Source organism: Flagellimonas sp. S3867 (assembly GCF_014698935.1).
Classification (GTDB): Bacteria; Bacteroidota; Bacteroidia; order Flavobacteriales; family Flavobacteriaceae; genus Flagellimonas.
This window is the reverse complement of record NZ_JACVMN010000002.1, coordinates 690,987-704,093: the sequence shown is the minus strand read 5'-3', so window position 1 is coordinate 704,093 and position 13,107 is coordinate 690,987. Positions and strand designations below refer to the sequence as shown.

The 13,107-nt window shown below is 39.7% G+C and carries 11 protein-coding genes; 1 reads left to right on the top strand and 10 read right to left on the bottom strand.

What is annotated here, in order from left to right:
• Nucleotides 1-79: 79 nt before the first annotated feature.
• The 3 genes from IAG46_RS10850 to IAG46_RS10840 all read right to left on the bottom strand — a co-directional run bounded on the left by IAG46_RS10850 (nucleotide 80) and on the right by IAG46_RS10840 (nucleotide 2,805).
• On the bottom strand, nucleotides 80-1,519 hold the full coding sequence (locus tag IAG46_RS10850) for a sulfatase-like hydrolase/transferase (RefSeq protein WP_190810376.1): 1,440 nt from the start codon (nucleotides 1,517-1,519) through the stop codon (nucleotides 80-82).
• A gap of 111 nt (nucleotides 1,520-1,630) precedes the next feature.
• Nucleotides 1,631-2,074: a hypothetical protein gene (locus IAG46_RS10845; RefSeq protein WP_190810375.1), complete on the bottom strand. Its 444-nt coding sequence runs from the start codon at nucleotides 2,072-2,074 to the stop codon at nucleotides 1,631-1,633.
• A 302-nt stretch (nucleotides 2,075-2,376) separates the two neighbouring features.
• The gene (locus tag IAG46_RS10840) at nucleotides 2,377-2,805 is read right to left on the bottom strand and encodes a MarR family winged helix-turn-helix transcriptional regulator (protein ID WP_190810374.1); all 429 of its coding nucleotides are present in this window, start codon (nucleotides 2,803-2,805) and stop codon (nucleotides 2,377-2,379) included.
• Between the two features lie 128 nt (nucleotides 2,806-2,933).
• On the opposite strand from IAG46_RS10840, the gene IAG46_RS10835 reads away from it, so the two are divergent.
• On the top strand, nucleotides 2,934-3,542 hold the full coding sequence (locus IAG46_RS10835) for a hypothetical protein (RefSeq protein ID WP_190810373.1): 609 nt from the start codon (nucleotides 2,934-2,936) through the stop codon (nucleotides 3,540-3,542).
• Between the two features lie 2 nt (nucleotides 3,543-3,544).
• Here the strand turns inward: IAG46_RS10835 and IAG46_RS10830 are convergent, their stop codons facing one another.
• From IAG46_RS10830 to IAG46_RS10800, 7 genes are all read right to left on the bottom strand, one after another.
• On the bottom strand, nucleotides 3,545-5,302 hold the full coding sequence (locus IAG46_RS10830; RefSeq protein ID WP_190810372.1) for an arylsulfatase: 1,758 nt from the start codon (nucleotides 5,300-5,302) through the stop codon (nucleotides 3,545-3,547).
• 49 nt (nucleotides 5,303-5,351) lie between these two features.
• Complete coding sequence (locus IAG46_RS10825; protein WP_190810371.1) at nucleotides 5,352-6,545, bottom strand: hypothetical protein; 1,194 nt, start codon at nucleotides 6,543-6,545, stop codon at nucleotides 5,352-5,354.
• A gap of 3 nt (nucleotides 6,546-6,548) precedes the next feature.
• Nucleotides 6,549-8,177, bottom strand: a complete 1,629-nt coding sequence (locus tag IAG46_RS10820) for a S41 family peptidase (protein ID WP_190810370.1) — start codon at nucleotides 8,175-8,177, stop codon at nucleotides 6,549-6,551.
• Complete coding sequence (gene rnpA, locus IAG46_RS10815) at nucleotides 8,155-8,556, bottom strand: ribonuclease P protein component (RefSeq protein ID WP_190810369.1); 402 nt, start codon at nucleotides 8,554-8,556, stop codon at nucleotides 8,155-8,157. The genes IAG46_RS10820 and rnpA overlap by 23 nt, the downstream gene beginning before the upstream one ends.
• A 116-nt stretch (nucleotides 8,557-8,672) precedes the next feature.
• On the bottom strand, nucleotides 8,673-10,529 hold the full coding sequence (locus tag IAG46_RS10810) for a M1 family metallopeptidase (RefSeq protein ID WP_190810368.1): 1,857 nt from the start codon (nucleotides 10,527-10,529) through the stop codon (nucleotides 8,673-8,675).
• Nucleotide 10,530: 1 nt separating this feature from the next.
• Nucleotides 10,531-12,180 carry a S8 family peptidase gene (locus IAG46_RS10805; RefSeq protein ID WP_190810367.1) on the bottom strand — a complete coding sequence of 550 codons (1,650 nt, stop codon included), beginning with the start codon at nucleotides 12,178-12,180 and terminating at the stop codon, nucleotides 10,531-10,533.
• 27 nt (nucleotides 12,181-12,207) lie between these two features.
• Nucleotides 12,208-13,077, bottom strand: a complete 870-nt coding sequence (locus tag IAG46_RS10800; RefSeq protein ID WP_190810366.1) for an MBL fold metallo-hydrolase — start codon at nucleotides 13,075-13,077, stop codon at nucleotides 12,208-12,210.
• Between the last annotated feature and the right edge of the window lie 30 nt (nucleotides 13,078-13,107).

The following is a 13,107-nucleotide window of genomic DNA, read 5'->3' as shown; positions in this document are numbered from 1 at the left end:
TACTTATCCTGAAATATAGTAAAAAATGGATTTGTGTCGACACACCAATTGACGTAGAAATGTTTTTATTTAATAGCGTTCAATTAAAATTGAACTGTTCCAAATCCAAAGGATCGTTCATTGTTTGTTGGAGTGCCAGCAATTCATTCCAAAGATCAGCTTTGGTGGCTGCATATTGTGCGTCATCAGCAAGGTCATTCATTTCAAGGGGGTCGTTTGTCAAATCGAACAACCTTAATTTACCCGCATTTGGGTAAGCAATCAATTTAAACCCATTGGCCCTGACCATACGTTGCGTGTTGGTATAGCATCCATAAATAGACTCATAATTACTGGAACGCTCACCTTTTATCAAGGGTATAAGGCTCTTAAATTGAACGAAATCTGGTTTTTCGGCACCGGCCATTTCCAAAATGGTCGGCATTACATCTTGAACGTAGACATCTGCATCAATTTTCTTGTTTTTAGGTATATTGGGCCCAACAACGAACAAAGGGGTTCTTACACTGTGGTCGTACATATTCTGCTTGCCTAGAAGTCCGTGTTGCCCGACGGATAATCCATGATCGGCAGTGAAGACAATATAGGTGTTATCCATTTTGCCAGATGCTTCCAGAGCAGCCATAATTTTCCCTATTTGTGCATCCATATGAGCAATTATGGCATAATATTCTTGTCGGTTCACTTTTACGGAATGTTCGGTACGCGGAAATGGCGCCAATCGCTCATCTCGCAACTTTCTTCCGCTTCCCATTTCTTCGTTATAGGGATATTCAGGCAAAAAGGTTTTGGGTAATTCAATACTATCTAAAGGAAACATTTGTACAAATTCTTCTGGGGACTGCCGTGGATCATGGGGCGCATTAAACGCCAAATACATGAAAAAGGGATTGTCTGTTTGGGAAGCTTGATTGATAAAAGCGGAAGCATCGTCTGCCACAACTTCGCTCCAATGTTTACCTCCTTTCCAGAACCCTTTTTTTGATTTGTCCCAAGGTCTCCAGAGTGTGTCGGTCTCACTTAAAGGTCGATTATATCCTGATTCGGTTTGATTTGGCATTCCGGGCCGAACATGGACCACGTTTTTAAAAACCGCTTCAGCTGGTTGGGTCACATGCCATTTTCCAGTCATGTAAGTTTCATAGCCCGCCTCCGCCATAAGATTTCCCCACATAGGCTTTTGATAGTTTTTGGCCCTCATCAACGAGTCGGCTTTGTGTGCATTCCAAATGTATTGACCCGTCAAAAGCATTGCCCTCGACGCTACGCAGATAGCTCCGTTCCACCCGCCCATGTTGTAGGTATGGGTAAATGTGACTCCATTATTGGCAAGTTTATCAAGACTGGGTGTGTGCACTTCAGCATTACCTAATGCTTTGATGGTATTATACGATTGATCATCCGCAAAAATGAAAACAATATTTGGCTGGTTTTGCTCCTTTGTTTTTTCCTTTTCCCTACATGAAAGGTTGAAAAGAATTAATGTTAGGAAACCGAAGAAATAGAAGAGCCTGTTCATGTTGGTAAAGTCTTAATGACATATAAACATAACAATTTAACAAGGAATGGAATTAACAGTACTTCGCGTTTTTGTGAAATACATTTTTGTATAGATGGCCCTGTACGGATTTCAGGCCCTTACTTTTTGAGTTAGTTGAACAATGGATGACACATGCAAAAACACAGCAAAAGGCATTAAAAATGTAGGCAGCAACAAATAAGGAAATTGATTGAACTCGAGGGGAATGCCGGCGTCACCCCATATAGTAGGGAAATAGAATGAAGTTATAAATATGAATGCAGCGAAAAGCACCACAAGAATTCCGATAATATTCCACGCCAGAAGGATTTGTTTTGAGGGGTTCGCCCGATGTGCATAAACTGCCATAGGTATGGCCGACAACCCTATTAACACATCATAATTAGCGCCTTCAAAAGTGACCTGAACAGGAAGGATTTCATTAAGAAAAGTAAAATAGAACAAAACCTCAATAACAGCTCTAAAACTTTGTACAGCAATTGGAAGTGCGAGAGGAATGGCGGTGAATATGCTGTGATTTCTATTCCGAAACATGAATGCCATTATAAAAAGAAATACGGGCAAAACCATAAATAATGGAATTCTTGGGGGTAACGACAGATTGTAATAAAACCCAGTATTCCACACAAAAAACTGCAGAGCCAACCAAGAAAGGATACCGAACGAAGTTAGGAGTAAGGCTCGATTTCTTGTCGAAGGAGTTGAACTCATTTTTTTAACGCACGGTTAAGGCCCCATAATAGGATAAACAACAGAGCAGCAAAAAGTAAAACATAAGAAGCTTTAATCATAATCACGAACTTTAAAGTTGCATATACAACTGATTGATAAAAAATTTAGCCGCTCAATTTGTTAAGGATCAAGTTGATTGCATTTTCTCCATCTTTTTCCAAAATTCCACGAACTTCTGCCATGGCATTGTTCCAATGTGGTAAAACGCCTTCAAGGAACTCTTTGCCATTTTCAGTTGTGAACAAAACTGATTCGTCATCCGTCGAGATATATTCCTTTTCGATTAATCGGGTCAAGTTTCTGTTTACTGTCGATTTTTCCATGTGGAGCTTTTCCGATATGCGCTTTTGGTTAACAGAATTTGCTTTGGTAATCACAAAAAGGATACTCAATTGGCTATCGGTAATTCCAAAAGGTCTTAAGTGCTTTCTAAAAATGTTGGCAATGATCCTTTTGCACTTCATGATGTTTCCTGAAATACAAGCGGAAGGGTTGCATTGGTCAATATTGGGATATTTTGAATCGGATGACATCAGTCAAAATTAAAGAAATATAGTTGTATATACAACTATATCATTGATTTTATAAACCTAAAACCAAGTTTCATCAATTTAGGCTCTTTGGCAGGCTTTTTTGACCTATGTTCAATAAAAATCACATTATGAAACTATATATTTTAAGCTTTCTGTTGTTTTTTGGATGTCTACCACAAAATTCTCAAACCAATAAAAAGAAAATCCAGAAAGAAGAAGTAAATACTGAAAACAAGGATGCTATTACTCTGGAAATAGAAGAACCTGAAGATTACGCAGGTTTGAGAGAGGCAACAGGAGATTCGATTGAGGTATTGTATATGGCTGCGCATAAATACTATGATTTCCTTTATCATCCATATGATTTCGATTTGGAAATAAGTAAACTAAAGAAAATTCTTGGAGAAGAAGCTACAGTATCGATCCAAATGGTTGAAGCAAATGAATATGATGAAGAGTACAGCATACATACAGTCAGTTATACGGAAACTAAACTTGTTTTTTATGATTTCGAAGGAAAACACTCCGCAACCATTACAACGCCATTGTTACCACTTATCAATGGAATAAAAGTGGGGATGACCCAGGAAGATTTCATAAAAACGATAAAATTGGAGGAAAAGGAAGCCCCCAAAACCAATGTTTATAGCATTTTTGATGACTATGGTGCAATGGACTTTTCATTTAGAGCTGATACACTGTATTTAATAAAGGGCTATTACGAAGAGGGTGATTAACATTATTTAATTCGCTCCAGTTCAACCCAAAAAGGAAAAATCCTTTTTCGTTGCACCATGTAGAAGGGAACAAGCGAGCCTTTCATTTCAGAAAGGTTTACATTTTTCATGTCAATGATATCGGTTTTGGCATCGTTTTTCATTTGATTGACGACCTCGCCAGTTTCTAGGAACATCCTTCCCCCCGCTTCAACAGGTTTAATGAATTTAAACTTGATATTGTATGTACCCTCTTTGATGTTAACCTCCCATTTTCCATAGATTTCTTCTTGGTCCCATATGCCACGTTGGCCAGAGGCATCATTTCTGTTTAGGATAATCGGGTTTTCAAACGTAGTACCTATTGAGATCAAGGGCTGGTTCACCATATTTTCCGAAGCAATGAGCTCTTGATACATTGTATCCATTTCATTTTTAAGAACATTGGCCAAATCCATATTGTCAGCTACAATGTTTTGCTGTTCATTGGGGTCTTTTTTTATATTGAACAGGCCAAAATCTTCAATCGAGGCATTATAATTTGTTTGCCCTACCAACTTATAATCTGCTTTTTGAAGGGCAATATTGTGATACAATTCTGGATACCTACGCGCCCAATAAAAAAACAAAGATCTGCCTGCCCAATCCACATTTTTATCATTCAAAAGAGGTAAAAGGCTTTTACCGTCAATTTTTCTGTCTGAAGGAGTTTCCACTTGGCATAATTGTGCCAGTGTGGGCAACACATCGATATGGGCCGAAGTGGTTTCAATGCTTTTATTTCCTTTATAACGAGCAGGATATCTAAAGAAAAAAGGAACTCGCACCCCGCCACGGTAAACGCTCCCTTTTAAACCTCGCATACCATCAACATATCTAAGTTGCTGAGGTCCATTGTCAGTCATGAAAATGACAATGGTATTTTCAGAGAGACCAAGGGCATCAAGTTTCTTCAATAATTTTCCTATGTTGTCGTCAATATTGGTGACCATTGCATAGACCTTTCTAGCGTCCTCTTTGTCTTTTTCACTCATTTTTCGGCGAGCGGAATTATTTTTTTCAAAGGCTATGGACGGGTCAACATCAGCATATTGTTTGTAATAACTTTCAGGTACTTGCAAGGGTGTGTGCGGAGCATTAAAGGAGAGGTAACAGAAAAAAGGATTGTCTTTGTTGTTCTCAATAAATTGAATGGCATTATCCGCAAAAATATCCGAACAATAGCCGTTGTATTTTTCTGTTTCACCATTGTGCCAAAGAACAGGATTATAATAGCTGCGATTCCCTTCAAAATAAGTGGTAAAATCACCTACTTGACCCATTCCGCCAGAAAGGTGAATAAGGGATTCATCAAAACCCTGATCGTTAGGCCTACTGGGATAATTGTCTCCCAAATGCCATTTACCAAAAACTCCGGTGCTATATCCACCCTTTTTAAGCATTTCCGCTATGGTAATTTCACTTGGAGCCATTATGGCCCCTCCATTATAGGTGTCGCGAACACCCGTACGCAAGGAATATCGGCCTGTCATTAAACTGGAACGGGTCGGTGCGCATACAGGAGACACGTAAAAATTGTTAAACCGGACACTTTGTTTGGCAAATTCATCCAAGATTGGAGTTTTGATCTGGTCATTTCCAGTAATTCCCAAATCACCGTAACCTTGATCATCCGTAATGATGACAATAACATTTGGACGTTGGTTTTCTTGGGAGAGGCTTGAGAAAATTGCAAATAATACCAGAAAAGCTGTAAAAAGAGGCCTTTTTTTGACAAACATGACTATGATTTCCCTAAAAATACTCTAAAATTTAAAGAATCGGTCATGGTTAGTTAGAGGAAGCGCGTAGCAAGTCCATAAAACGGTTTACCAGCACAGTAAGTTCTTCATTTTGGGTATACATCAAGTTGTTTTTCCTTGAATAGATTCGGGCAAAAAGGTCGAATTTTACTCGAAACGCCATTTTTTGAACCTCTTGATCTTCATTTTTACGCAAAGCATCCAGTTTAGAAAACTCCTTTTGCCACCAACTAAAATTGACCTTGTGTGGGTGTGCAAAATCTTCAGAGAGCTGGGATTGTAGCTTGCTTGCCAGTTTTACCTCTGTTTTAAGCGCAGCATCCAGAGATGCAACTTGTTTTTTGTACGCTCTTGATTTTTGAAGTTGTTTGTGCTGCTTAACAAGACTATCTATTTCAATAAAGCCCTTGTAATCTTGTAACATGCGCTCGGATTGTTCGGAGGCAAATAAAAGTGTCTGATTTTTTTTGAATTGCCTAAACAAAGTATGATCTGCATGGTATTGATGCAGAATTTTATCGGTAGCAGAATCTTCTTTTTTCAGCTTTTGAAGCTGCAACCATTCAAATGCGCGTAAAATTTGCTCTGGAGGGGGCCATCTGTGTTCACCGTCATAAGTGATGAGCGTGCTATTGAATTTTATTAATTTTAAATAATCTTTGTTTTCCAACATTTCTCTGTAGTTCATATCCCTATCACCGCAAAGACCCACATAGGAATATTGATGAGCAGCAGGCATCTGTTCGTGGGAATACGAAAACCCTGCACCACAACCAATAACTCCGGCAAACTTATTGGTCAATGAGGCAATTGAACTGGCCAAACGGGAACCACCAGAAAAACCAGAGAGGTACATCTCACTTTCTTTAATGTTGAAATTGGAAAAGATATGGTTGAAAAGCTTGTTTGCAATATCAAAATTGCGCTCATACGGTCCATTTTTGGCGTTGTTGGAACAGACCAGAACATGACCATATTTTTCGGAAGCCGAAATAAAAGGCCGGACACCAATAACACCTCTACCTGCAGGCTCAAAAATAAAAACAATAGAGTTTAACTGATTTTGATTGTATGATTCCGGAAGGTAAAGTGCAAAAGTCTGATCAGTTGTTCCGGATACCAAAACAGAATCTTGGACCTTTCCCTTCTTTACTGAGTTTTGACCATGCAGAATGCCCCCGATTATTAGAAAAAGACATAAAATGCGAAACTTAGGGTACATATCCTATTTCAAAATACCTTCGTACTTTGTGCCGTCATGCAATAATGCCTTGGCAGCCAAAATGGCGTCGTCATGATTTAGATAATATTGGTAGAGCCCTTCGCGATAGAAATAACGCTTGATAATTTCGTCTTCTAGATTCTTCTTTATTTCTTTTTTATAGGTGTCTAGGGCCAATATTTTGCCTTTATTCACCGCCAGCAACAAATCCTTGTATTTTTCCTGAACCGCAGGCCCGAGCAAATGCTCATCACCGTTTATAGCGTCTTCCAAAATTTCCTCTGTTTCTGTGCGGAAAGAAAAGTCTTGGGCCTGTGCATAGCGTTTGAAGGCATCAAAATCCGAATCGGAAAAGGCAAAGTCGTTGACAGAATCAAAAGAGTTATCGTAGTAATAGTCCGTTGAAAAATCAAAGACAACATTGTTTTGTTGTAGCGCATCGATAAGCGTATTGGATTTTAGCGAAGCAATTTCAATATCTGGCATTACCCCACCTCCGTCTTGTACTTTTCGGCCGTTTCTTGTGGTAAACTCCTTGAAATCTGTATTGCGAACGGCATTTCCTTCTTGATCCCTGTTCCAATAATCCAATGATTGGATGCATCGCCCCGAAGGGGTATAATATCTAGAGATAGTCACTTTTAACTGTGTCCCATAAGTGAGCTTTAAAGGTCTTTGTACCAAACCTTTTCCGAAACTACGAGCACCCATGATCACTGCGCGATCTAAATCCTGTAACCCTCCTGAAACAATCTCGCTGGCCGATGCACTTCTGCCATTTACAAGCACCACTAATGGAATATCTAGATCTTCCGGTTGGTTCCTGGTCTTGTACTCTTGGTTAAACTTCTTGACCTTGGATTTTGTGGTCACAATAAGCTCTCCTTTTGGCACAAAAAGATTGGTAACGTTTATAGCTTCGGAAAGCAATCCACCTGGATTTCCACGCAGGTCCAACACCAATTTTTCAGCTCCTTTTCCTTTTAGGTCCCTTATCGCTGATTTGGTTTGGGAAGAAGCCTTTCTATTGAATTTTGAAAGAACGATATAACCGGTTTTATCGTCGATCATATCGTAAAAAGGAACAGCATCAACCTCAACACCTTCTCGTTTTAGGGTTGCGGTCTTGGTCTGACCTTGTCTTACGAAAGTAATATCGACACTTGTGTTGTTGGCCCCTTTAAGCAGTTCACTCGCATTGTCGTCAAAATCGGAAACTTTAATATCCCCAATTTTAATGATTTCATCACCGGCTTTTAAACCGGCTTTATCGGCTGGATATTCTTTGTAAGGCTCAACAATGACCAATTTACTTTCGTATGAGCGGACCAAGGCACCGATTCCAGAATATTCGCCTGCATTATTGATTTTATACGCCTCGACATCCTGCTCGTTTAAAAAGCGTGTGTAGGGATCCAATTCGTCCAACATGTTTTTGATTGCGGAATCCATAAGTTCGGCCGGATTGGTTTCATCGACATAATTCATGTTGAGTTCCTTAAAGAGCGTGGTGAAAATCTCAATCTGCTTTGCAATCTCGAAGAAATCACTTTTGAAACTGCTGCTTATTGCCAAAAAGGCAACAGCTATAATGGGGACAATGAATTTTTTAGTGCGTATTCTTTTTTTCATGGGATTCTTTCTTTAGAAAAGCTTCCAAAAGCTTATTTATGGAACCATCAACTTCATCATAATTGGGCATGGTATTACCAAGGTATAAAAATAGAAACGCAAAATTTCCCTCAATCTTGTTAAAAACTACATGCTTGTTCAGTCTATAAGCTTCGCGTAATAGTCGTTTTACCCGGTTGCGCTTTACGGCGCTTTTAAATTTCTTTTTTGGTGCAACAACACCCACTTTGATATTTATGCCGTCATCAAAATCGGTTTTTGTATAGAGTAATTTTAAAGGAAATGCGGTCAGGCCTTTTCCTTCGACAAAAAGTTGCTCAAATACCTTTTTGTTTTTGAGCTTTTCTTTTTTTTTGAAAGTCGAATCTTTGGAATCCATATAAAAACCGTCCCCTCAACGGGACAATTAGAGTAACGGCAAGTTACACAAATACGATAAGCTAGTAACCGCATTCTTAAAGCCCCCTTATGGGACAATTACTTTAACAATATAACCTAATCAAGTAATTTTTGGTGCACATTGTTTTCTTCGTTCACGTCGGCCATAAGCTGTGAAGGGTCTATAACAATGGCCTTTATGCTTTCAATCGGCTTATTGATAGTGAAACCGTAAGTTGGATTGGCCCAAGCCCAATCTTCCAAAACGGTTCTTTTTAAATTGGGATAAGGATTATCTTTTTCACCACGCATCATGCGCAAGGGAACATAAAAGGTTTCTTGTGTACCATCAGCATTTACGACCAAAATATCCAAAGGCATGGGCATATCCCCAATACGCTCTAACACAACCTTTGTTTTTTGACCTTCCGACTCAACGCTCTTAACTGAGTAATCGATGGTATTTGTGGTCTGTGTCCAGTCCGTCAAATACCAATCCAGTTCTATTCCAGAGACTTTTTCAGCAGAACGTTTAATATCATTGGGCACAGGATGTTTGAATTTGAAGTCCTCATAATATTTTTGAATGGTCTCCATCAATTTGTCCTGGCCGATAACATAACCTAATTGGGAGAGAAAAATGGATCCTTTACTATATGCGCCAATGCCATAGGCAAAGTTTGTGGAAAAACGATCGGCATGGGTGGTCTGAGGTTTTTCCAAACCAGAATTAACCAGAGCATAGTATCCTTTATAGGAACCTTCGAAAGGGTTTTCCTTACCCTCATCCATAATCTCATTCATACAAAGGCTGCTGATAAAGGAGGTAAAGCCTTCATCCATCCATTCATGTTTGGATTCATTTGTGGCCAAAATGTGTTGAAACCAAGAATGTGCCATCTCGTGCACTGTAACTCCAACTAGACTGCCAAAACTTCTTTTACCTGTAATAAGGGTGCTCATAGCATATTCCATTCCTCCATCGCCACCCTGGATTACTGAATACTGTTCATATGGATAGTTTCCAATATTTTTGCTGAAAAAACGCATGGTTTCTTCGGTCTTGGGCTGTAACTTTTTCCAATTTTCAATGATGCCAGCATCATTTTTGTATAAAAAATGAAGGGTTGGGCCGTCCTCCATCTCAACAACATCATGAATATACTCTGGGTCAGCGGCCCACATAAAATCGTGCACATTGGGCGCTTTAAAGTGCCAGGTCAGTGTTTTTCCTTTGGTCTTTACCGTGGTTCCAGGAGCTTCATACCCATGGCCAATTTCTTGAGGGTTTTGTAGGTAACCTGAACCACCGACGGTATAGTCTTTGTCAATAGTCAGTTTTACATCAAAATTGCCCCAAACACCATGAAATTCCCTACCGATATAAGCGTTGGGATGCCAGCCTTCAAAATCATATTCAGAAAGTTTAGGATACCACTGACTCATAGAAAGTGCAACACCCTCTTTACTGTTTCTACCCGACCTTCTAATCTGTATGGGAACTTGACCATTGAATTCCATGTCCAACACCGTTTTTCCACCGGCGGGAATAGGTTTTGCCAAATTTACCACCAAAACAGTCCCTTCTTCATTGAACGAAACGGGAGTACCATCTTGGGTTAAAGAATGCACATGCAAATAGCCCATTTCCCTTTCGGATAGTGAAGCGATTCGACTTTTTCCATTTTCCATCATTCGTTTATCAGGGTCTTTTACACTTTGTAAGCGTGCGTCCATTTCGCTTCCTGGTTGAAATGCATTGAAGTATAAATGGTAATAAACCCTATTCAACTCATCTGGAGAGTTGTTGGTGTACACCAATTTTTGGGTCCCATGGTATTGAAAAGATTTCACATCCATTTTCACGTCCATGGTATAATCCACATGCTGTTGCCAATACGAAGTGTTGTTTTGGGCAGGAAGGATTAAGGTTCCGGCCAATAAAGTAAAAAAGGACAAAAAAGCTGTTCTCATTTTATTTTGTGTTCTTGGTCAAGGTCATTTTACCCTTTGAAATATTGTCTGCCAAAAGAAGTGCGTTATAGGCATTGACCATTTTACCTGATTTTGAAATTTTATCGAAAGTAGAGGCATTTTCTGGGTCACCCGAAACGATCACCGAGGCTTTTGAACTCAAACCAGATTCGATAATAATCTGTTTAACTTGAGAGGCAGAAAGCTGAGGGTAGTAAGACCGGATAAGGGCCGCAACTCCTGCAACAGCAGGGGCAGCCATAGAGGTTCCGCCCTGAAAATCATATTCGTTATTAGGCAGGGTAGAGTATATTCCATCTCCAGGGGCAAAAACGTCTACATTTTGTTTCCCGTAGTTGGAAAAGGAAGCCACCATTTTAGACCCATACGTACTGGTAAGTGCACCAACCGTAATTACATTATTGGTAAACTCTGCACCTCCGTAATTATGATCATTAGGGTAATTTGGGTTTTCTGCATCATCCAAATTGTCTCCATCATTACCTGCGGCATGCACAATTAATACATCACGGGACGCGGCATATTTAATCGCATCATAAACCCATTGTGCATTGGGCGAGAATGATTTTCCGAAACTACAGTTGATGATTTTCGCACCATTGTCTACTGCATATCGGATAGCCATCGCAATGTCTTTGTCATATTCGTCACCGTTGGGCACAGCCCTAACACTCATCAATTTCACATTTTTGGCTACTCCGTTCACGCCTTTTCCGTTATTGCGTTCGGCAGCAATGATTCCTGCTACGTGTGTACCATGACTTTCTGTATCGACCCTGTTTTTTGGGTTTCCGTTACCGTACGATTTATCATTTAGGTCATATGGATTATCACCAACAGGCGTCCTTCCGTCAAAATCCTTGTTGAGGTTATAATTGACTTGCTCTGTGAAATAGGTAATTCCTTCAGAAAGCTCTTCCATAACACTGGGGATGCTTTCGCCATAGGAGAACATTTGGTTAAGCACCGCAATGTTCTGTTTCATTTGCTCTGTTTTGGCTTCAATACCCGTCAATTCTTTTTTGGTATAGGAACTTTTGCCCAATTCTTTTTTTACCGCCTCGTCAGCACCTTTTACTACTTGAAAAATTTGCTCGTACTGCTGTTTGTTTTGAAGCGCTTTGGGATATTCGGAATCAAGTTTAAGGCGAGCTTTCGCCCTAGCTGAAGCATCACCAATATTCAATCTCAGCATTCGAACATACTCCAATTGCTCATTGTAGGCCTCCCCTAAAAAATTATAGCCATGTACATCGTCTATATACCCGTTTCCATCATCATCTTTGCCATTGTTGGGTCTTTCACCTTTGTTGGTCCAAAGCACATCGTCCAAATCTTCATGCTCCAAGTCCATTCCGGAATCGACCACCGCAACCACAACTGTTTTTCCGTGTCTGTTTTTAATGATTTCCCGATACGCTCTGTCCACACTCATTCCCGGAATTGTATCCGAGATTAAATCGGCATGGCCCCAAGTTTTCTTTTGGGTTTCTGAGAGCTCTGTAATTTTTAGGGGAACGGTGTCAATATTTGCTACGGGGGTGGAAACTAAAGTTGTAGCGCCACAGCCCATCAAAAAAATTGATAAGGAAAGCGAAGCGAATGTTAGCCTGGAGTATTTGATGTTCATAATCTTATTTTGTTGAAATGTAAAACTTTATTGTGAATTGAATATTTCATCGAAGGAAAACAATTCGTTCAATCGCACCCCTTTTTCTGTTTGTTTTAGGGTACACAATTGATTGTGTGCATCATGTTCAAAGAACAGAAGTAAATTGCTTTCAACTGCGTTGTTCAAAAATTTGGCCTTTTCTTCCAAGGTCAGTAATGGTCTTGTATCATAGCCCATAACATATGGCAACGGGATGTGTCCAACCGTGGGAATCAAATCTGCCATGAAGACAATGGTTTTCCCTTTATAATTTATGTGGGGAAGCATCATTTTTTCGGTATGTCCATCAACAAAAAAGATACCAAACCCCAATTCTGATGTTTCAAGGAACGAAACATTTTTGTTCTGTTGTACAAAATTGAGCTGTCCGCTTTCTTGCATGGGAAGCAGGTTTTCTTTTAAAAAAGATGCCTTTTCCCGTGCATTGGGTTTTGTGGCCCATTCCCAATGATTATTGTTGGTCCAAAAACGCGCATTTTTAAATGCAGGCTCGTAGCCCGTTCTGTCTTTATTCCATTGGATGCTACCCCCGCAATGGTCAAAGTGCAAATGCGTTAAGAAAACATCTGTAATGTCATCCCTGTGAAAGCCCAATTCCTTTAAGGAATTATCAAGCGAATGATTGCCCCAACGGTAATAGTAGCTAAAAAACTTTTCAGATTGTTTGTTGCCGAGCCCGTTGTCTATTAAAATGAGATTATCTCCATCTTCAATAAGCAAACATCTGGCCGCAAGGTCTATCATGTTGTTTGAATCTGCCGGATTGGTTTTGCTCCAAATGGATTTTGGGACAACTCCAAACATTGCGCCTCCATCTAGCTTAAAATTACCGGTCTCAACAGGATAAATAGTCATTCAGAAAATAAATGCCGTGCAAAATAAGAA

Bases quoted from the DNA above. Each gene is read 5' to 3' on its own strand.
- IAG46_RS10820 (WP_190810370.1), bottom strand. From the start codon at position 8,177: ATGAAAAAAAGAATACGCACTAAAAAATTCATTGTCCCCATTATAGCT.
- IAG46_RS10800 (WP_190810366.1), bottom strand. From the start codon at position 13,077: ATGACTATTTATCCTGTTGAGACCGGTAATTTTAAGCTAGATGGAGGC.
- IAG46_RS10835 (WP_190810373.1), top strand. From the start codon at position 2,934: ATGAAACTATATATTTTAAGCTTTCTGTTGTTTTTTGGATGTCTACCA.
- IAG46_RS10805 (WP_190810367.1), bottom strand. From the start codon at position 12,180: ATGAACATCAAATACTCCAGGCTAACATTCGCTTCGCTTTCCTTATCA.
- IAG46_RS10825 (WP_190810371.1), bottom strand. From the start codon at position 6,545: ATGTACCCTAAGTTTCGCATTTTATGTCTTTTTCTAATAATCGGGGGC.
- IAG46_RS10840 (WP_190810374.1), bottom strand. From the start codon at position 2,805: ATGTCATCCGATTCAAAATATCCCAATATTGACCAATGCAACCCTTCC.
- IAG46_RS10845 (WP_190810375.1), bottom strand. From the start codon at position 2,074: ATGTTTCGGAATAGAAATCACAGCATATTCACCGCCATTCCTCTCGCA.
- IAG46_RS10830 (WP_190810372.1), bottom strand. From the start codon at position 5,302: ATGTTTGTCAAAAAAAGGCCTCTTTTTACAGCTTTTCTGGTATTATTT.
- IAG46_RS10850 (WP_190810376.1), bottom strand. From the start codon at position 1,519: ATGAACAGGCTCTTCTATTTCTTCGGTTTCCTAACATTAATTCTTTTC.
- rnpA (WP_190810369.1), bottom strand. From the start codon at position 8,556: ATGGATTCCAAAGATTCGACTTTCAAAAAAAAAGAAAAGCTCAAAAAC.
- IAG46_RS10810 (WP_190810368.1), bottom strand. From the start codon at position 10,529: ATGAGAACAGCTTTTTTGTCCTTTTTTACTTTATTGGCCGGAACCTTA.